Here is an 18341-nt window from a genome sequence, read left to right as displayed (position 1 = left end):
GATGAAGCTCATCACGGCGGTCATCAAGCCGTTCAAGCTGGACGAGGTCAAGAAGGCCCTGGAGACCTTCGGGGTCAAGGGCATGACCGTCAGCGAGGCCAGCGGCTACGGCCGGCAGAAGGGCCACACCGAGGTCTACCGGGGCGCCGAGTACCAGGTCGACCTGGTGCCCAAGCTCCGGATCGAGGTCCTGGTGGACGCGGCGGACGCCGACGACATCATCGACGTGATCGTCCGCGCCGCCCGCACCGACAAGATCGGCGACGGCAAGGTGTGGGCGGTCCCCGTGGACACCGTCGTCCGCGTCCGCACCGGCGAGACCGGTCCGGAAGCCCTCTAGGACGCCCATGACCGACTCCGCGCCCCGCAGCCCCCGGCCACTGCCCTCGGCACGGCCCGAGACGCCGTCCGGCCGGGGGCGAGGGGCCGGAGAAGCCGACGCGGTCCCGGCGGCCCGCGCCTCCCTTGCGGCGGCGCGGGCGTCGCGCGCCACCGACCTGGACCGCCACCTGGCGGCCCTCCTGTCCGCTGCCCTGTCACCGGACGCGACCGCGCCTCCGGCCACGCCCGCGCGCGCCCCGGCGGCTGTGATCTCCGGTGGGGTCGCGCTGGCCGCGGTGGGGAGCCACGCGCGCCGGGAGTTGACGCCCGGGGGCGATCTCGACCTCGTCCTCCTGCACCGCGGCAGGGCCGACGTCGCCGGGATCGCCGATCGGGTCTGGTACCCGCTGTGGGACTCCGGGACGCGGCTCGACCACTCCGTCCGCACCGTCCACGAGGCCCGGACCGTCGCCCGCGGCGACATGAAGGCCGCGCTGGGGCTGCTGTCCGTGCGCCGCGTCGCGGGCGACCACACCCTCGTGGACGAACTGCGCGCCGCCGTCCTCGCCGACTGGCGCGCCGACGCCGCCGTCCGGCTGCCCGAACTGGCGGCGATGTGCCGGGAGCGCTGGGAGGCCCAGGGCGAACTGGCCTTCCTCCTCGAACCCGACCTCAAGGAGGCCCGCGGCGGGCTGCGCGACGTCCACGTGATGCACGCCGCCGCCGCGTCCTGGGCGGCGTCCGCCCCCGACGGCCGGGTCAGGGCCGCCCACGACCTGCTCCTCGACGTGCGGCACGCGCTGCACGAGGTCACGGGCCGCTCCACCGACCGCCTCGTCCTGCAGGAGCAGGAGGCCGTCGCCCGCGCCCTCGCCCTGCCGGACGCGGACGTCCTGCAGCGCTCGGTCGTGGACGCGGCCCGCACGATCACCTACGCGGGCTCCACCCTGTGGCGGCGCGTCGACCGCTTCACCGGCCCCGCGCCCGGCGACGTCTCCACCGCCCTCCGGCCGCCGACCGGTCCCGCACGGGCCGCCGAGCGGCGTCCCGTCGGCGACGGCGCCGTCGAGTACGAGGGCGAGGTGGTGCTCGCCCGGAACGCCGACCTCGGCGACCCCGCCCTCGTCCTCCGCGTGGCCGCCGCGGCGGCCCAGGCCGGGCTGCCGCTCGCTCCCGCGACGGCGGCGAGGCTCGCCGAGAGCGCCGCCCTGCCGCCGGTGCCGTGGCCCCCCGGCGCCCGCGACGCGCTCGTCTCCCTGCTCGGCGCCGGTCCCGCCGCCATCGCCGTCTGGGAGGCCCTCGACCGGGCCGGGCTGATCGTCCGGCTGCTGCCCGAGTGGGAGCACGTCCGGAACCGGCCGCAGCGCAACCCCGTGCACCGCTTCACGGTGGACCGCCACCTCGTGGAGACCGCCGCCGGCGCCGCCGCCCTCACCCGCGAGGTCGCCCGCCCCGACCTGCTGCTCGTCGGCGCCCTGTTCCACGACATCGGCAAGGGCCGGCCCGGCGACCACTCCACCGCGGGCGCCGCCGCCGTCCGCGGCATCGGGACGCGGCTCGGGTTCCCCGAAGACGACGTGCGCGTCCTCGAAACCCTCGTCCGCCACCACCTGCTGCTCCCCGACACCGCCACCCGCCGCGACATCGACGACCCCGTGACCGTGCAGCACGTCACCGGCGCCGTGTCCGGGGTGCCGGGCCGCGAACGCGAGATCCTCGACCTCCTCGCCGCCCTCGCGATCGCCGACGGCACCGCCACCGGACCCGCCGCCTGGGGCGCCTGGAAGGCCGGCCTCGTCGCCGAACTGGCCCGCCGCGCCGCCGCCGCCCTCACCGGCGGGACGCCGCCGCCCCCGCCCGTCCTCGACCCCGCCCACCTGGCCCTGGCCCGCCATGACGGCGCGGCCGTCCGCGTCACCGGCTCCCGGATCACCATCGCCGCCCCTGACCGTCCGGGCCTCCTCTGGCGCGCGGCAGGCGTCCTGGCCCTGCACCGGCTGGCCGTGAAGACCGCCCGCACGATCTCCGCCCCCGCGCCGGACGGGCAGGAACGTCCGCCGCACTCGGATGGGGAGCCCGCGAAACCGGTCGTGAGCGAGACGGCCGTCCTGGACTTCACGGCGATCCCGGAGTTCGGCACCCCGCCGGACCCGGCCGGGCTGGAGGCGGACCTGCGCCGCATGCTGGCCGGGCGCCTAGACGTGGCCGACCGCCTGGAGCGGCGCGCACGGTCGATGCGGACGCGCCCCGGAGTGACGGTGCCGCCCCCGCGCGTCATGATCCTCGACGACGCGTCGCGGACGGCGACCGTCATCGAGGTGCGCGCCCACGACCGCCCCGGCCTGCTGTGGCGGATCGGCCAGGCGCTGGGATCCCGCGACCTGCACATCCGCGCCGCCCAGGTCGACACCCACGGCGCAGAGGCTGTGGACGTCTTCTACGTGGTGAACGACGAAGGCCACCCCCTTGACGACCCAGCAACCCTGGAGGCCGTACAAGCCCAAATCCTCGCAACCCTCGCGTAACCGCCCCATACCGGCAAGACCGAGCCAGGCAACGGTCCCGCAGATCACCCCGGCCTCCGGCGAGGGCGCGCGCTGGCCTCAGCGGTTGGCCGCATGCCGTGGCCAGTCTCACCGGCAGGCTCCTCCGTGAGAATCCGGACCTGGCTAGGACGCGCGTCGGCCTCAGCGGTTGTCCCACGCCGTGGCCAGTCGCACTCGGCAAGCCCGTCCGTGATCACCCGCACCTCTAGCCAGGGCGCGCCAGCCTTAGCGGTTGTCGCATGCTGTGACCAGCCCCACCAGCAAGTCCGTCCGTAATCACCCGTCCTCTAGCCAGGGCACGCGCCAGCCTCAGCGGTTGTGGCATGCCGTGGCCAGTCTCACCGGCAGGCTCGTCCGTGAGAATCCGGACCTGGCTAGGAAGCGCGCTGGCCTCAACGTTTGTGGCATGCCGTGGCCGGTCTCACCGGCAAGCTCGTCCGTGATCATCCGGACCTCTAGCCAGGGCACGCGCCAGCCTCAGCGGTTGTGGCATGCCGTGGCCAGTCTCACCGGCAGGCTCGTCTGCGATCACCCAGACCTCTGGCTAGGACGCGCTGGCCTCAACGGTTGTCGTCAGTAAGCCCGGCCCGCGACGACCTCAGCGTTGCGATCGCGTGCGAAGCCAGGTTCGAGCGAAGCAAGAACCTGATCGCGCAGCGAGCCGCAAGGCGAGCCGGAGCGATGCGGCGATCGCCGCTTGGCCCGTGGAAGGAAGGCGCGCCAGCGCCGACCGCCGAGGGCGAAGCAATCAACACAGCGATCGCCGCGAAGCCCGTGGAAGGAAGGCGCCCCAGCGCCTGACGCCGAGGGCGAAGCAACAGGCAGGACGACCCGATACTCTGATAGGCGATCCCAAAAGCTTTCCAAGGACGGTCCAGACACGTGTTCGAGACGCTCTCCGACCGGTTGACGACGGTCTTCTCGTCCCTGCGCAGCAAGGGCCGGCTCTCCGAGGCCGACATCAACGCCACGGCCCGCGAGATCCGGATCGCGCTGCTCGAGGCCGACGTCGCGCTCCCCGTCGTCAAGGACTTCATCGCGCGGGTCAAGGAGCGGGCGGCCGGCGCGGAGGTCTCGCAGGCGCTGAACCCGGCGCAGCAGGTCGTCAAGATCGTCAATGAGGAGCTCATCGCGATCCTCGGCGGCGAGACCCGCCGGATCCGGCTGGCCAAGACGCCGCCGACCGTGATCATGCTCGCCGGTCTGCAGGGCGCCGGTAAGACCACGCTCGCGGGCAAGCTCGCCCGGTGGCTGAAGCAGGAGGGCCACACGCCGCTGCTGGTGGCCGCCGACCTGCAGCGGCCCAACGCCGTCCAGCAGCTCCAGGTCGTCGGCGAGCGGGCCGGGGTGCCGGTGTTCGCACCCGAGCCGGGCAGCGGCGTCGGCGACCCGGTGGACGTGGCGCGCCGCTCCATCGACCAGGCCAGGCATGCTCAGCACGACGTCGTCGTCATCGACACCGCGGGCCGCCTGGGCGTCGACACGGAGATGATGCAGCAGGCCATCGACATCCGCGACGCCGTCCGGCCCGACGACATCCTGTTCGTCGTCGACGCCATGGTCGGCCAGGACGCCGTCAACACCGCCCAGGCGTTCATGGACGGCGTCGGCTTCGACGGGGTCGTCCTCACCAAGCTCGACGGCGACGCGCGCGGCGGCGCGGCGCTGTCGGTCCGGCACATCACCGGGCGCCCGATCATGTTCGCCTCGACGGGCGAGAAGCTGGAGGACTTCAGCGTCTTCCACCCGGACCGCATGGCGGGCCGGATCCTCGACATGGGCGACATCCTCACCCTGATCGAGCAGGCCGAGCAGGCGTTCGACGCCGAGCAGGCCGAGAAGATGTCCAGCAAGTTCGCCTCGGGCGAGGACTTCACCCTCGAGGACTTCCTCGAGCAGATGATGATGATCCGCAAGCTCGGCCCGATCGGGAACCTGCTCGGGATGATGCCGGGGATGGGGCAGGTCCGCGACCAGATCAGCCAGATCGACGACAAGGACCTGGACCGGATCGCCGCGATCATCCGCTCGATGACCCCGCAGGAGCGCTCCCAGCCGAAGATCATCAACGGTTCGCGGCGGGCCCGCATCGCCAAGGGCTCGGGCGTCACCGTCGGCGAGGTCAACAGCCTCGTCACCCGGTTCTTCGACGCGCAGAAGATGATGCGCCAGATGGCGGGCGGCATGGGCCTGCCCGGCATGCCCGGCGGGCGCAAGAAGGCGGCGAAGGCGGCCGCCAAGAAGAACAAGAAGGGCAAGCAGCGCAGCGGCGACCCGCGCAAGCGCGCCGCAGGCAAGGACCAGCAGCCCGCGGCCGACGCCATGCCCCAGGGCCTCCCGCCGGGCCTCGGCGGCGGCCCCGGCGCTCCGGGCGGGCTGCCGCCCGGCTTCGGCGGCCAGCTCCCGCCCGGCTTCCAGATGCCCGACCTGGGCAAACTCCCGGGCCGCAAGAAGAAGTAGGGGCCGTGGTTCGCGCGGCGCCCGCCGGCGATACCGGCCGTGCGCGCCCGCGTCCCGCGCCCGCTTCCGGCGCCGTGTCCGAGCCGGGCGGCTCAACCGGACACGGCGCCCTGCGATTGCACCTTTACACCGAACGTCTGGCAGAATGACAGGCTGGAAACCCGGAATCGCGAGGCGCCCTCTCTCGTCCTGCGCGACCGGAGTCCATCGGACGGCCGCGAGCCGGTGTTCCCCACCTGGCGCGGGCCCGTCCACCCAGTAATGAAATCGGAGTACACCACACCCGTGGCAGTCAAGATCAAGCTCAAGCGTCTGGGGAAGATCCGGAACCCGCAGTACCGGATCGTCGTCGCCGACGCCCGCACCAAGCGGGACGGCCGCGCCATCGAGGAGATCGGGCTCTACCAGCCCAAGCAGGAGCCGTCGCTCATCAAGATCGACTCTGAGCGCGCGCAGTACTGGCTCGGCGTCGGCGCGCAGCCGACCGAGCCCGTGCTGAACCTGCTGAAGATCACCGGTGACTGGCAGAAGTTCAAGGGCGAGCCGGGCGCCGAGGGCACCCTCAAGGTCGCCGAGCCCAAGGCCGACCGGAAGGCCGCCTTCGAGGCCGCCGTCAAGGAGTCCCTGGGCGACGACGAGGCCGCCGGCACCGCCGCCCGCGGCAAGAAGAAGGCCGAGCCCAAGGCCAAGGCCACCGAGACCGACGAAGCCAAGAGCGAGGGCTGACAGTGCTCGAAGAAGCGCTCGAGCACCTGGTCCGCGGGATCGTGGAGAACCCGGACGACGTCCGGGTCCGCGCCCGCCGGATCAGGGGCGGCCGGGTCCTCGAGGTGCGGGTGCACCCCGAGGACCTCGGGAAGGTCATCGGCCGCGGCGGCCGCACCGCCAAGGCCCTCCGCACGGTGATCAGCGCCCTCTCCGGGGGCCGCTACGTGCGCGTTGACCTGCTCGACGTCAACGAGGTCCGCTGAGTGGCGTCCCGATGAGCGAACCGCTCGTGGTGGGACGGATCGGCCGGCCGCACGGGATCCGTGGCGAGGTCACCATCGATGTCCGCACGGACGACCCGGACACCCGGTTCGCCGCGGGGACGCGGATCGCCACCGACCCCGGCACCGCCGGCCCGCTCACCATCGAGCGGACCCGCTGGCATTCGGGACGCCTGCTCGTGCGCTTCACCGGGATCGGCGACCGCGACGCCGCGGAGGCCCTGCGCGGCACCTGGCTCGTCGTCGACCCCGGCGACATCGCCCCGTCCGCCGACCCGGACGACTTCCATGACCAGGAACTGATCGGCCTGTCCGTGGTCACCGCGGACGGAGCCGGTGTCGGCGAGGTCGCGGACATCCTGCACCACGGCCAGGACCTGCTGGTCGTGCGCGGTCCCGCCGGGGAGAAGCTCGTGCCGTTCGTGGCCGCGCTCGTCCCCGAGGTGGACGTTCCCGGGGGGCGGCTCGTCATCGACCCGCCCCCCGGCCTGCTCGACGAATCATGAAAATCGACATCGTCACGATCTTCCCCGAGTACTTCGCCCCCCTGGACATCTCCCTCCTTGGCAAGGCGCGGCGCGCCGGGCTCCTCGACGTCCACGTCCACGACCTGCGCGCCTGGACCCACGACCGGCACCGCACCGTGGACGACACTCCATACGGCGGCGGCCCGGGCATGGTGATGAAGCCCGACCCCTGGGGCGAGGCCCTCGACACCCTCGTCCCCCCACCGCCCCCGGGCACTCCGTCACCGTGCAGCGCCCCACCGCCCGCCTCGGCAACACCAGAGGAGCCGAGCACCACACCACCTGGGCCGCGGCTGATCATTCCGACACCGAGCGGGCGCCCCTTCACGCAGGCGGACGCGGTGCGGTACGCCGCGGAGCCCTGGCTGGTGTTCGCGTGCGGGCGCTACGAGGGCATCGACTCCCGCGTCGCCGAGGAGGCCCGCACCCGCATGCCCGTGGACGAGGTCAGCCTCGGCGACTTCGTCCTCGCCGGCGGGGAGGTCGCGGTGCTGGTGATGATCGAGGCGATCGGACGGCTCCTGCCCGGCGTCCTCGGCAACGCCGACTCGGTCGCGGACGACTCCTTCGCCCCCGGCGCCATGGAGTCGCTCCTGGAAGGCCCCGTCTACACCAAGCCGCCAGTCTGGCGGGACCGGCCTGTCCCGGACGTCCTCCTCTCAGGCCACCATGGCGCGATCGCGCGCTGGCGGCGCGACGAGGCACTCCGCCGGACGGCCCGGCACCGTCCCGAACTCCTGGGCCGCTTCGCCCCGGAGGACCTCGACAAGCGGGACCGCGACGTCCTCCGCGAGGCCGGTTTTCCGGTTGACGGCGAAGGTATGGCAGACTAGAGCGTCCGTGCGTCGAGAACGCATGGCACCCGAAGACCATTTCCCGCGGCGCGACGCCCCCACGAAAGACCCACCGGGGCCTCTCGACGCCCGCGTTCGACCACGAGGAACCGCTGCGATGCACACCCTGATCCAGGAGATCGAGAAGGCCGCGATGCGCGCCGACGTCCCGGACTTCCGTCCGGGCGACACGCTGAAGGTGCACGTGCGCGTCACCGAGGGAAACCGTAGCCGTATCCAGATCTTCCAGGGCGTGGTGATCCGGCGGCAGGGCGGCGGCGCCCGCGAGACGTTCACCGTCCGGAAGGTCAGCTACAGCGTCGGCGTCGAGCGGACGTTCCCGCTCAACAGCCCCTCGATCGACAAGATCGAGGTCGTCACCCGCGGCGACGTGCGCCGCGCCAAGCTCTACTACCTGCGCAACCTGCGCGGCAAGGCCGCGCGCATCAAGGAGAAGCGCGACCACTGAGCCGATGGACCACGACGCCCCGGGAACCCGAGAGGGTGCCCGGGGCGTTGCCCGTTCCGGACGGACGCGACCGGCCCGGGCGTCGGCGACACGCCCGCGGGCGGCGCCCCGCGGGCTCGGCGCCGCTAGGCTTTCGCTCTGATGACTGACGAGGACGATCGGAGAGACGTGCGATCCGAGGCCGAGGGCGCGGTGCCCGAAGAGAAGGAGCCCGTGGACTCGGCCGACGACGCCGAAGACGACGGCAAGGGCAAGAAGAAGCAGGGGTCGTTCTGGAAGGAACTCCCCGTCCTGATCGTCGTCGCCGTCGTGCTGGCGCTCGTCATCAAGGCGTTCGCGGTGCAGGCGTTCTACATCCCGTCCGGCTCGATGGAGAACACCCTCCAGGTCGGCGACCGCGTCCTCGTCAACAAGATCGTCTACCACACCCGCGACATCGCCCGCGGTGACGTGATCGTCTTCAACGGCCTCGACTCCTGGGACCCCGAGGTCCAGGTCAACGAGCCGAGCAACCCCGTCTCCAAGGTGCTGCGGGCCATCGGCACCGCGTTCGGTGTGGCGCCCAACGAGAAGGACTACATCAAGCGCGTCATCGGCATCCCCGGCGACCACGTCAAATGCTGCGACGCCAAGGGCCGGGTCACCGTCAACGGCGTCCCGCTGGACGAGAAGTCCTACATCTTCACCGACCCGATCACGCACGAGCAGAACAAGCCGTCCAACGACCCGTTCGACGTCACCGTGAAGCCGGGCCAACTCTGGGTCATGGGCGACCATCGTGAACTCTCCTACGACTCCCGCTCCCACCGCGGCGACCCCGGCGGCGGCACCATCCCGATCGACCGCGTCATCGGCCGCGCCTTCGTCATCGTCTGGCCCCTGGACCGCATCGGCACTCTCCCGATCCCCGCCACCTTCAAGCAACCAGCCTTGGAGAAATCAGCGGCCCTAGCGGCCCCCGCCACCCCCTTCGCCCTAGGCGTCCTCATCACATTCCCCCTCGCCTACCTACGCCGCCGCCACCACACCAAGAACCCCTGATCACCACACCGCGCGCAGGGCACCCCACGCAGCTACGGCAGCCACGCCACGGCGCCCAGCACGCCGCGCCCAGCCACGGCAGCCACGCCGCGCAGCACGCCGCGCCACGCGACGCGACGCCACCACGCTGCGCCACGCCATCGCGCAGTGCACATCGCGCCGCAACGCCGCACATGGCCACGGGCCCCAGGCAAGTCGTAGGCGCCGTACGAACGTGACGTGGCGCCACACATGTTCTCCTGGCGTAGCGGCGCAATCCCACCGGCAGCGGCATGCCCCCCACTGCGCCCTGCCAGCGCTCGATGTAAGAGGCCGCAAGCGCGCAGGGCGTTGGGTGCTGCGCTGGGGTCACCCAGGTGAGGCGTACGTGCCTGTGGGGAAGGTGACGTGGCGCCGCCCGTGTTCTTCTGGCGCAGCGGCGTAACCTCACCGGCGCATGCCCCACTGCGGCGCGGCGGCGCTCCGCGTACGAGTCCTCAGGTCTGACGGGTGTATCCCACGTGGTGCGCGTGTGGTGGACGCCCCGGTAGTAGGGACGAGGGCCACCAGTGGAGGCGAGACGCACCGCCACCTCGGGTGGCGTGGTGTTGATGTACATGTGGGTGTCCGGCGTGGCGGGCGTGTGGTTGAGGGCATGTGCGTGGGGGGCAGGGGCTTGTGGTGGGGGTGGACATGGTGGGTGATCGCGGGCATTCGGGGAGCGGTGTGGGGGTGTGGGGACGTACGCTGCGGAGCATGAAGGGACGTCCACTCCGCTTCACCCCGCGTCGGGACGCCGGGATGTTCGCGTATGAGCGCGCGCTGGCGCACGGGGGGTTCAGCCCTGTGGCAGGTGTCGACGAGGCGGGGCGCGGGGCCTGCGCGGGACCGATGGTGGTCGCGGCGGTCATGCTGCAGGGTGGACGCGGCCGGATCGACGGCCTGACCGACTCGAAGCTGCTCACGCCGGCGCGCCGGGAAGAGCTGTACGCGGAGATCATCAAGCGGGCGTACGCGTGGAGCGCGATCATCATCCCGTGCCACGACATCGACCGGATCGGCCTTCACCGGTGCAATGTCACCGGGATGCGACGGGCGCTGGCCGCGCTGGACAAGCGGCCCGCCTACGTGCTCAGCGACGGCTTCCCCGTCCCGGGGCTGGACGTCCCCGGTCTCGCGATGATCAAAGGCGATCAGGTCGCGGCCTGTGTGGCGGCAGCGTCCATCGTCGCGAAGGTCACCCGAGACCGGATCATGGTCGGGCTCCATGAGCGGTACCCCGAGTACGGCTTCGACATCCACAAGGGCTACGTGACTCGCGCGCACGGTGAAGCGCTCGCCGCGCACGGGCCATGTCCGGAGCATCGGTTCTCCTACGTCAACGTCGGGCGGGCCTTGCGCAACAATGGGGATGTGGCCGTGGTGGAGGAGACCGAAGGGGAGGTCTCCGACGAGGGCTGCGCGGAGGGGGCACGAGCGTGAGCGCCGAGGATCTCGAGAAGTACGAGACCGAGATGGAGCTGCAGCTCTATCGCGAGTACCGGGACGTCCTCGGGCTGTTCAGCTACGTCGTCGAGACCGAACGCAGGTTCTATCTCACGAACTCGGTCGATCTGCAGGTGCGCGGTGCCGACAGCGGCGACGTCTTCTTCGAGGTCACGATGCAGGACGCGTGGGTCTGGGACATGTACCGTCCTGCCCGCTTCGTTAAGAACGTGCGTGTCGTCACGTTCAAGGACGTGAACATCGAGGAACTCGCCAAGAGCGACTTCGAACTCCCCTCCCAGGAGTGATCCGACGGACGGCTCCCGGCCCGTGGGGGACGGTGTGATCGACGTGGTGTCGCTGTGTCGGCACGGGGCGGTCTGGTAGGCGAGCGCGCCGTCCTGGCGTGGGGGTTCTGCCGTGGCGACGGAGTTGTTGAGCGGGTCACTTCGGCTCCTCGGGAGACGGGGACGGGCCCTGCGAGGATTTTCCGGACTTGGTCAGGCGCCAGCCGGCTGCGGCGCGCTCGATGAAGCCCGCGGCGGACAGTAAGCCCAGCTTGGCGTTGACCGTGGGCAGGTCGACGCCCGCCTTGACGGCGAGTTGCGCGGGGCCGGTCGCGCCGCGGGAGGGGAACGCCTCCAGGACGGTCCGGGTCACCGGTTCGAGCCGGTCGCGGGGGAGGACGGGCGTGTTCGGCGGAGGCGCCAGGTCCGTGCCGATGCGCCCCACCGCCTCGATGATCTCCTCGGGGCGGGTGACCAGCGTGACGCCCTCCTCCCGTAGCAGCCGATGGCAGCCGACCGAGGAGCGTGAAGTGATCGGGCCGGGCACGGCCATGACCACACGGCCCAGCTTGGACGCCCAGCCGGCGGTGTTCAGGGCGCCGCTGCGGGCCTCGGCCTCGACGATGACCGTGCCGCGCGACAGGGCCGCGATCACCCGGTTGCGGACGAGGAAGCGCAGCCGGTGCGGATGCGTCCCCGGCGGCGACTCGCTGATCAGCAGTGACCGCCGCGCCATCTCGGCGAACAGCCCCTCGTTGGACGCCGGGTAGGGGACGTCGACCCCGTTGGCGAGGACGGCGACCGTGGGGCCGTCGGCGGCCAGCGCGCCGCGGTGGGCCGCCGCGTCGATGCCGAGTGCGCCGCCGGAGACGACCGTCCAGCCGTCATCGGCCAGGTCGGAAGCGAAGTCGGCGGCGGCGCGCAGGCCGTAGGGGGACGCGGCGCGGGAACCGACGATGGCGACCGATCGCAGGCAGGAATAGCGCAGGTCGCCGGGGCCGCGCAGCCACAGTGCATAGGGGCGTCCGGTGCCGAGGTCGTCGAGGGTCGTCGGCCATTCGGGATCTCCCGGGCAGATGAGGCGTCCGCGGAACCCGGCGCAGACGGCCATGTCCTGGTCGGGTTCGGCGGCGATCAGGCGGATCCGCCACTGGTCGAGGCGCTGGATCTCCTTCACGGTGGCATCGACGCCGTTGGGGAGGCGGCAGGTGCGGACCGCTTCGAGGGCCCCCTCCGGTCCGCAGCGGTCGATGATCCGGTTGAGGAAGGCGTCGCCGGGCTCGGCGACGGCAGTGAGGGTGGCGCGGGCGGTCCTCTCGTCGCTCATTGGCGCCCCGCTGACCAGAGGGCGAGCGCACCGCCGACGTCGTCCGGGCCGGGCTCGTCATGGCCCGCCAGGTCGGCGATCGTCCAGGCGACCCGCAGGATGCGGTCGAGGCCGCGGGCGCTCAGCGTGCCGCGCTGCAGCGCTTCGTCGGCAGCTCGCATCGCCTCGGCGGACGGCGTGAAGCGCCTGCGCAGCTCCGGGCCGGGAACTTCGGCGTTGGAGCGCCACGGGGTTTCCGCGAGGCGCTGCCGTGTCCGTTCCCTGGCGAGCTGGACGCGTTCGGCGACCACCTTGCTGGATTCGGCGAACTCCAGGTCGTAGCGGAGCTCCGCACGGCTAGCCGGTGTCAGCTCCAGCTTGAGATCGATGCGGTCGAGGAGCGGACCGGTCACGCGGCTGGCATATCGGCGCCGGATGCCGGGCGCGCAGGAGCAGTCGATCTGCTTCGCCGCCGCGCACGGGCACGGGTTCGCCGCGAGGACGAGCGTGAACCGGGCGGGGAAGTGCGCCATGCCCTCGATGCGGGAGATCCGCACCACGCCCTCTTCGAGCGGCTGCCGCAGGGCGTCGAGCGTGCCTCCTTGGAATTCCGGGGCCTCGTCCAGGAAGAGGATCCCCCGGTGGGCGAGGGAGACCGCGCCGGGCTGCAGGACGCGGCCCGACCCGCCGCCGACCATCGACGCCCTGGAGGCGGTGTGGTGCGGGGCGTAGAACGGCGGCTGGGTGATCAGCGGCTGGCCCGGCCGGAGGGTTCCGGCGACCGAGTGGATCGCGGTGACCTCCAGGGCGATCTCCGGCTCCAGGGGCGGCATCAGCGTGGGCAGCCGCTCCGCGAGCATCGTCTTGCCGCACCCCGGGGGCCCGGCGAAGAACAGGTGGTGGCCGCCCGCCGCGCTGATCTCCAGCGCCCGGCGGGCCTCGGCCTGCCCCCGGACGTCGGCCAGGTCGAGGTCGGGCGGGATCTCCTGCTGCCGGATGGCGTAGCCGTCCGCGGGGATGGCGAAGTCGTCCTCCTCGTCCTCTTCGGTCGGCGGCGGTTCGTCGCGCAGGATGCACAGCAGGCCGCGCAGCGTGCCTGCGGACACGACCTGCATGTCGGGGACGAGTTCGGCCTCGGCGGCGTTGGCCTGCGGCACGACGACCGTGCGGCAACCCCGGTTCGCGGCGGCCAGCACGGCGGGCAGGATGCCCTGGATCGGGCGGATGTGCCCGTCCAGTCCGAGCTCGCCGATCAGTACCAGCCCCGCGCAACTGCGCGGTGGGACGACCTCCGCCGCCGCGAGCAGCGCTATCGCGATGGCGAGGTCGAAGGTCGATCCTTTCTTCGGCATGCTTGCCGGGAAGAGCGACACCGTCACATGCCGATTGGGCCAGTCTTCGCCGGAATTGAAGATGGCGGCGCGGACGCGGTCACGGGCCTCGCTGAGGGCCGTGTCGGGGAGGCCGACCAGGTGCAGGCCGGGGACGCCGCTGGTGATCGCCGCCTCCACGTCCACGACGAAGCCGTCCACGCCGACCAGGGACACCGAGCGGGTCTTCGCGAGCGTCATCAGCAGACCTCCCGCAGGTGGTCGATCGAGAACCCGTCGCCGTCGCAGGTCAGCCCGAGGACGTCCACCCGTATGAGCGCGCCGCTGACCCCCTGGGCCGCGGCCCAGCGCAATGCGAGCCGCCGTAACCGGGCCGCCTTCTCGGCGGTGACCGCTTCGACCGGATCGCCGAACCGTGCCGAGCGGCGGGTCTTGACCTCGCAGACGATGTGCCTGCGGCCGTCGTGGGCGACGATGTCGAGTTCGCCCTCGGGGCAGCGCCAGTTGCGGTCGAGGATCTTCCAGCCGAGGCCGGCGAGGTAGTCGGCCGCGGCCGCTTCGCCGCGTCGGCCGAGCCTGATGTGAGCCTTCATGGATGCCTCACCTCCGGCCAATGACGTTGCCGGGCTGTGACTTTGCGCGACGAAAGAATGACTACTTGTGGATAACCGGCCGGAGATCACGGCAGTTTGCGCGAAAGCGCAGGTCGGTGCTTGCGCCGGCCGGGCCGTTGGCGCAGCGTGACGGCTGTGACCAACGCGCTGGAGGACGCCGTAGCCGACTTCGGCCGCCATCTCCGCGCCGAACGCGACGTGTCGCCGCACACACTGCGGGCCTATCTGGGAGATCTGTCCGACCTGTGCGCCTATGCCGCCGTCGCCGGGGTCAGTGACCCCGCCGAGCTGGACATTTCGATACTCCGGGCCTGGCTCGCGCGTCAGCACGCGCTGGGACGCTCCCGTGCGACTCTGGCCCGCCGCACGGCCGCCGCCCGCGCCTTCACCCGGCATCTGCACCGGCGCGGGCTCCTTGAGGACGATCCCGGGCTGCTTCTGGGGACACCGAAACGGCAGCGCGATCTTCCCAGCGTCCTCACGCAGGACGATGCGGCGCGGCTGCTCGACACGATGGACGTCCAAGGCCCCCTCGGGCTCCGTGATCTGGCCGTCCTGGAGGTGCTCTACGGGACGGGCGTCCGCGTCAGCGAACTGTGCGGGCTCGACATCGACGACCTGGACACCGGGCGCGCGACCATCCGCGTCCTGGGCAAGGGCGGACGTGAACGCGTAGTCCCGGTGGGAGAGCCGGCCGTCCGCGCCGTCCAGGATTGGCTGCGCGCAGGACGCCCCGCCTTCGCAACGGAGGACAGCGGCCCGGCGCTCTTCCTGGGCGTGCGAGGCGGACGCCTCCACCCGACGAGCGCACGCCGCATCGTCCACGCACGGATCTCCGAAGTTGGCGAAGTTCCCGATCTGAGCCCGCACGGACTACGCCACAGCGCCGCGACCCACCTCCTGGAAGGCGGCGCCGACTTGCGGAGCGTCCAAGAGATCCTCGGCCACGCCTCCCTCCAGACCACCCAGCTCTACACTCACGTTTCGGCCGAGCGGCTGAAGCAGGTCCACCGCCAGGCCCACCCCCGCGGCGCCCAACCCGACTGAGGACCCGGTGTGCGCCCCGCCCAGCGGCACGCAGCTGCCGCCCGGTTCGGTGCGCGGAAGCCGGGCGGCAGCGTTCGGGGGTGGATCTTGGACGCGAGCAGCGTCAGGGAGTGCGGCGCAGGCGGCGTTCTTGGGCGAGGTCGATCACGCCCGGCGGGGGACGGCGGCGGTGGCGGCGGAAGCGGAAGCGGCGCCATGCGAACGCCACGGACAGCGTCAGCGCCATGCCTGTCAGCGCGCCGCCCGTCGCCGTGGTGGTGGCGTCGCGCAAGGCGAAGCGGGTTGCGGGCTCCTCCGGGGCGGCGCCTTGGGACGGGGCGGCGCTACGGGACGGCGCGGGCTGCGTCCAGCGAGGAAGGAGGCGCACCTGGCGCCGGACGAGGCTGATCGGATCCAGGTACAGGCCACCGCGGCGCAGGCCCCAGTGCAGGCAGGGGACGCGGCAGTGGTGCAGCCCGTTCTCCAGGACGCCGATCCGGGTTCCGGAGGCGACGCGGCTCCCCACTTGCACGCTGGGGACGACGGGCAGGTACGTCGTGCGCAGCAGACCGTGATCGATGGCCACGACGCCGCGTCCGGCCAGGCGCTGGGCGTAGGAGACGCGTCCCGGCGCGGCGGCGTGGACGGCCTGCCCGGGGCGCCCCGCGAGGTCGACGCCGCGGTGGCCGGCGCCCCACGGCGTCGACGGCGGTGAGAAGGCCCGGACGACCTGCGGCGCGGGCGGACCTAACGGCCAGCGCCAGGCGTCCAGGCCCGGTGCGCCGATGGTGATCATGCAGGTGAGCAGCAGTGTGAGCAGCGTCATGCAGCGCAGCCTGCCGGGCCGAGGCCACCGGGTCGATACGTTCGCCGGACTGTGGATAACCGCCCCGGCCGTTGATGCCCGGACGCCTCGGCGCCCTGATAATCTGTAGTCGTGCCCGAAAGGACACCGGCCAGGGCCAGGCCGTCATCGACCCGCCTCCGGGCGGGGAGACGAGAAGCCGCTCCCGGAACGGACAGGCCCAGACCCGGCAACGGGCCAGCCGCCTGGGATGCCCATGGCGGCTGATTTCACGCGTCCGCATGCCACCGAAGGCTTGGTGGGGCGCAGTCCCTCGGTCCGTCGCCTCGGCGACGGTGGGACGGCACCCGGGCGCAGGCAGACAACCAAATGCGGCCCGGCAGGGCCAGAGAAGGAGAGCACGGGCAATGGCACCCGTCGTCACCATGCGGCAGCTCCTTGAGAGCGGCGTCCACTTCGGCCACCAGACCCGCCGGTGGAACCCGAAGATGAAGCGCTTCATCCTCACCGAGCGCAACGGCATCTACATCATCGACCTGCAGCAGTCGCTGTCCTACATCGACCGCGCGTTCGAGTTCGTCAAGGCCACCGTGGCCCACGGCGGCACGATCCTGTTCGTCGGCACCAAGAAGCAGGCCCAGGAGTCCATCGCCGAGCAGGCGGCCCGGGTCGGCATGCCCTACGTGAACCAGCGCTGGCTGGGCGGCATGCTCACGAACTTCTCCACCGTCCACAAGCGGCTCACCCGGCTCAAGGAGCTGGAGGAGATCAACTACGACGACGTGGCCGGCTCCGGCATGACCAAGAAGGAGCTCCTCGGTCTGCGCCGCGAGAAGGACAAGCTGGAGCGCACCCTCGGCGGTATCCGCGACATGGCGAAGGTTCCGAGCGCCATCTGGATCGTGGACACCAAGAAGGAGCACATCGCGGTCAACGAGGCCAAGAAGCTCGGCATCCCGGTCGTCGCGATCCTCGACACCAACTGCGACCCCGACGAGGTCGACTACCCGGTCCCCGGCAACGACGACGCCATCCGCAGCGTCAGCCTGCTGACCCGCGTGGTGGCCGACTCCGTCGCCGACGGTCTGCTCGCCCGCGCGGGCGCCGCGACCGGCGGGGACGAGAAGCCGGCCGAGCAGGCGGCGGGCGCCGCCGAGCCGCTGGCCGAGTGGGAGCGCGACCTGCTGGAGAACAAGCAGGCCGAGGCCCCGGCGGACGCCGCCGCGAGCGCCGAGGCCGCGCCGGCCGCCGCGCCCGCCGAGGAGTCCGCTCCGGCCGAGGAGGCCCAGCCCGAGCAGGCGCAGCCTGAGCAGGCGCAGGCCGAGCAGGCGCCGGAGGCGGCTCCGCAGGCCGCCGAGGCCGAGCAGGCTTGATCCCGCGGTCCCGGCGGCCCCCGCGCGGGGGCCGCCGGGACCGTCGCGGGTCCCACGACCAACGACGAGAGAAGCGAAGAGAGCGATGGCCAACTTCACCGCCGCTGACGTCAAGCGGCTCCGCGACCTGACCGGCTCCGGCATGATGGCCGTGAAGAACGCGCTCACCGAGGCGGACGGCGACTTCGAGAAGGCGACCGAGCTGCTGCGTCTCAAGGGCGCCAAGGACGTCGGCAAGCGCGCCGAGCGCACCGCCGCCAACGGCCTCGTCGCCGAGCACTTCAACGGCTCGGGCGACGGCTCGCTGCTGGAGCTCAACTGCGAGACCGACTTCGTCGCCAAGAACGCGCAGTTCATCGAGCTGGCCCAGCGCCTTGTCGAGTTCGCCGCCGGCAGCGGCGCCGCCGACGCCGCCGCGCTGCTCGGCGCCGAGATCGAGCCCGGCAAGACCGTCCAGGCCCTGATCGAGGAGAACAGCGCCAAGATCGGCGAGAAGCTGGAGCTGCGCCGCTTCGCCCACTTCCAGGGCGCGTACGTGGCCAGCTACCTGCACAAGTCCGACCCGTCCCTGCCGCCGACCACCGGCGTGCTGGTCGAACTGGACAGCGAGAACGCCGAGGTCGCCAAGGACATCGCGCAGCAGATCGCCGCGATGGCGCCGAAGTACCTCACCCGCGAGGAGATCCCCGCCGAGGCGATCGAGAAGGAGCGGGCGCTCGCCGAGCAGCTCACCCGCGACGAGGGCAAGCCCGAGCAGGCCATCCCCAAGATCGTCGAGGGCCGGGTGAACGCCTACTTCCGCGACTTCGTGCTCGTGGAGCAGGCGTTCGTGAAGGACAACAAGAAGACGATCGCCAAGGTCCTCGACGAGGCCGGGGTGAAGGTCGTCCGCTTCGCCCGCTTCAAGGTCGGGCAGGCGTAAGGGCACTCTGGAGACGGGTACCCGAGA

18 protein-coding genes are annotated in these 18341 nt (G+C 71.9%); 14 read left to right on the top strand and 4 right to left on the bottom strand.

Annotated features, from left to right (window positions below):
- Position 1 precedes the first annotated feature (1 nt).
- The 11 genes from ACGFI1_RS04665 to ACGFI1_RS04615 all read left to right on the top strand — a co-directional run bounded on the left by ACGFI1_RS04665 (position 2) and on the right by ACGFI1_RS04615 (position 10958).
- On the top strand, positions 2 to 340 hold the full coding sequence (locus ACGFI1_RS04665; RefSeq protein WP_138638122.1) for a P-II family nitrogen regulator: 339 nt from the start codon (positions 2 to 4) through the stop codon (positions 338 to 340).
- Positions 341 to 347: 7 nt separating this feature from the next.
- Positions 348 to 2846 (top strand): [protein-PII] uridylyltransferase, encoded by a 2499-nt coding sequence (locus tag ACGFI1_RS04660; protein WP_392782900.1) that lies wholly within the window; start codon positions 348 to 350, stop codon positions 2844 to 2846.
- A gap of 903 nt (positions 2847 to 3749) precedes the next feature.
- The gene (ffh, locus tag ACGFI1_RS04655; protein WP_138642128.1) at positions 3750 to 5327 is read left to right on the top strand and encodes a signal recognition particle protein; all 1578 of its coding nucleotides are present in this window, start codon (positions 3750 to 3752) and stop codon (positions 5325 to 5327) included.
- 285 nt (positions 5328 to 5612) lie between these two features.
- Entirely contained in the window at positions 5613 to 6053 is a 441-nt protein-coding gene (gene rpsP / locus ACGFI1_RS04650) for a 30S ribosomal protein S16 (RefSeq protein ID WP_138642127.1), read from the top strand.
- A 2-nt stretch (positions 6054 to 6055) separates the two neighbouring features.
- Positions 6056 to 6298, top strand: coding sequence for an RNA-binding protein (locus ACGFI1_RS04645; protein ID WP_067632131.1), 243 nt, complete (start codon positions 6056 to 6058; stop codon positions 6296 to 6298).
- Between the two features lie 11 nt (positions 6299 to 6309).
- Complete coding sequence (gene rimM, locus ACGFI1_RS04640) at positions 6310 to 6822, top strand: ribosome maturation factor RimM (protein ID WP_138642126.1); 513 nt, start codon at positions 6310 to 6312, stop codon at positions 6820 to 6822.
- A complete protein-coding gene (trmD, locus tag ACGFI1_RS04635; RefSeq protein WP_392782897.1) occupies positions 6819 to 7676 on the top strand; it encodes a tRNA (guanosine(37)-N1)-methyltransferase TrmD in 858 nt (285 codons plus the stop codon). Before rimM ends, trmD begins: the two co-directional genes overlap by 4 nt.
- Positions 7677 to 7794: 118 nt before the next feature.
- On the top strand, positions 7795 to 8145 hold the full coding sequence (rplS, locus tag ACGFI1_RS04630; RefSeq protein WP_089324757.1) for a 50S ribosomal protein L19: 351 nt from the start codon (positions 7795 to 7797) through the stop codon (positions 8143 to 8145).
- A 168-nt stretch (positions 8146 to 8313) separates the two neighbouring features.
- A complete protein-coding gene (gene lepB, locus ACGFI1_RS04625) occupies positions 8314 to 9186 on the top strand; it encodes a signal peptidase I (protein ID WP_392782894.1) in 873 nt (290 codons plus the stop codon).
- A gap of 735 nt (positions 9187 to 9921) precedes the next feature.
- On the top strand, positions 9922 to 10647 hold the full coding sequence (locus tag ACGFI1_RS04620; RefSeq protein ID WP_392782891.1) for a ribonuclease HII: 726 nt from the start codon (positions 9922 to 9924) through the stop codon (positions 10645 to 10647).
- Positions 10644 to 10958 carry a DUF2469 domain-containing protein gene (locus ACGFI1_RS04615; RefSeq protein ID WP_138640484.1) on the top strand — a complete coding sequence of 105 codons (315 nt, stop codon included), beginning with the start codon at positions 10644 to 10646 and terminating at the stop codon, positions 10956 to 10958. Before ACGFI1_RS04620 ends, ACGFI1_RS04615 begins: the two co-directional genes overlap by 4 nt.
- Before the next feature lie 136 nt (positions 10959 to 11094).
- On the opposite strand, the gene dprA is transcribed toward ACGFI1_RS04615, so the two are convergent.
- From dprA to ACGFI1_RS04600, 3 genes are read right to left on the bottom strand one after another with little or no spacing between them, the layout of a single operon-like run.
- A complete protein-coding gene (gene dprA, locus ACGFI1_RS04610) occupies positions 11095 to 12264 on the bottom strand; it encodes a DNA-processing protein DprA (RefSeq protein ID WP_392782888.1) in 1170 nt (389 codons plus the stop codon).
- Entirely contained in the window at positions 12261 to 13814 is a 1554-nt protein-coding gene (locus ACGFI1_RS04605; protein WP_392782884.1) for a YifB family Mg chelatase-like AAA ATPase, read from the bottom strand. The genes dprA and ACGFI1_RS04605 overlap by 4 nt, the downstream gene beginning before the upstream one ends.
- The gene (locus tag ACGFI1_RS04600) at positions 13814 to 14167 is read right to left on the bottom strand and encodes a YraN family protein (protein WP_387067795.1); all 354 of its coding nucleotides are present in this window, start codon (positions 14165 to 14167) and stop codon (positions 13814 to 13816) included. The genes ACGFI1_RS04605 and ACGFI1_RS04600 overlap by 1 nt, the downstream gene beginning before the upstream one ends.
- 156 nt (positions 14168 to 14323) lie before the next feature.
- Between ACGFI1_RS04600 and ACGFI1_RS04595 the strand changes: the two genes are divergently transcribed.
- Positions 14324 to 15235 (top strand): tyrosine recombinase XerC, encoded by a 912-nt coding sequence (locus ACGFI1_RS04595; protein ID WP_392782881.1) that lies wholly within the window; start codon positions 14324 to 14326, stop codon positions 15233 to 15235.
- Between the two features lie 103 nt (positions 15236 to 15338).
- On the opposite strand, the gene ACGFI1_RS04590 is transcribed toward ACGFI1_RS04595, so the two are convergent.
- Positions 15339 to 16040, bottom strand: coding sequence for a murein hydrolase activator EnvC family protein (locus ACGFI1_RS04590; RefSeq protein ID WP_392782878.1), 702 nt, complete (start codon positions 16038 to 16040; stop codon positions 15339 to 15341).
- Between the two features lie 386 nt (positions 16041 to 16426).
- On the opposite strand from ACGFI1_RS04590, the gene rpsB reads away from it, so the two are divergent.
- Both rpsB and tsf read left to right on the top strand, forming a co-directional pair.
- Complete coding sequence (rpsB, locus tag ACGFI1_RS04585; protein WP_386867297.1) at positions 16427 to 17392, top strand: 30S ribosomal protein S2; 966 nt, start codon at positions 16427 to 16429, stop codon at positions 17390 to 17392.
- An 85-nt stretch (positions 17393 to 17477) separates the two neighbouring features.
- Complete coding sequence (tsf, locus tag ACGFI1_RS04580; RefSeq protein WP_138640477.1) at positions 17478 to 18314, top strand: translation elongation factor Ts; 837 nt, start codon at positions 17478 to 17480, stop codon at positions 18312 to 18314.
- The last annotated feature ends 27 nt before the right edge of the window (positions 18315 to 18341 follow it).

Source organism: Actinomadura geliboluensis, assembly GCF_043197915.1.
Taxonomy (GTDB): domain Bacteria; phylum Actinomycetota; class Actinomycetes; order Streptosporangiales; family Streptosporangiaceae; genus Spirillospora; species Spirillospora geliboluensis.
Note: the sequence above shows the minus strand (reverse complement) of the source record. Positions and strands in the feature narration are given on the sequence as shown.

What these genes read in the sequence shown, in the direction of transcription:
- ACGFI1_RS04665 (WP_138638122.1), top strand. Translation starts at nt 2, where the DNA reads ATGAAGCTCATCACGGCGGTCATCAAGCCGTTCAAGCTGGACGAGGTC.
- ACGFI1_RS04660 (WP_392782900.1), top strand. Translation starts at nt 348, where the DNA reads ATGACCGACTCCGCGCCCCGCAGCCCCCGGCCACTGCCCTCGGCACGG.
- rimM (WP_138642126.1), top strand. Translation starts at nt 6,310, where the DNA reads ATGAGCGAACCGCTCGTGGTGGGACGGATCGGCCGGCCGCACGGGATC.
- trmD (WP_392782897.1), top strand. Translation starts at nt 6,819, where the DNA reads ATGAAAATCGACATCGTCACGATCTTCCCCGAGTACTTCGCCCCCCTG.
- rplS (WP_089324757.1), top strand. Translation starts at nt 7,795, where the DNA reads ATGCACACCCTGATCCAGGAGATCGAGAAGGCCGCGATGCGCGCCGAC.
- ACGFI1_RS04620 (WP_392782891.1), top strand. Translation starts at nt 9,922, where the DNA reads ATGAAGGGACGTCCACTCCGCTTCACCCCGCGTCGGGACGCCGGGATG.
- dprA (WP_392782888.1), bottom strand. Translation starts at nt 12,264, where the DNA reads ATGAGCGACGAGAGGACCGCCCGCGCCACCCTCACTGCCGTCGCCGAG.
- ACGFI1_RS04605 (WP_392782884.1), bottom strand. Translation starts at nt 13,814, where the DNA reads ATGACGCTCGCGAAGACCCGCTCGGTGTCCCTGGTCGGCGTGGACGGC.
- ACGFI1_RS04600 (WP_387067795.1), bottom strand. Translation starts at nt 14,167, where the DNA reads ATGAAGGCTCACATCAGGCTCGGCCGACGCGGCGAAGCGGCCGCGGCC.
- ACGFI1_RS04590 (WP_392782878.1), bottom strand. Translation starts at nt 16,040, where the DNA reads ATGACGCTGCTCACACTGCTGCTCACCTGCATGATCACCATCGGCGCA.
- rpsB (WP_386867297.1), top strand. Translation starts at nt 16,427, where the DNA reads ATGGCACCCGTCGTCACCATGCGGCAGCTCCTTGAGAGCGGCGTCCAC.
- tsf (WP_138640477.1), top strand. Translation starts at nt 17,478, where the DNA reads ATGGCCAACTTCACCGCCGCTGACGTCAAGCGGCTCCGCGACCTGACC.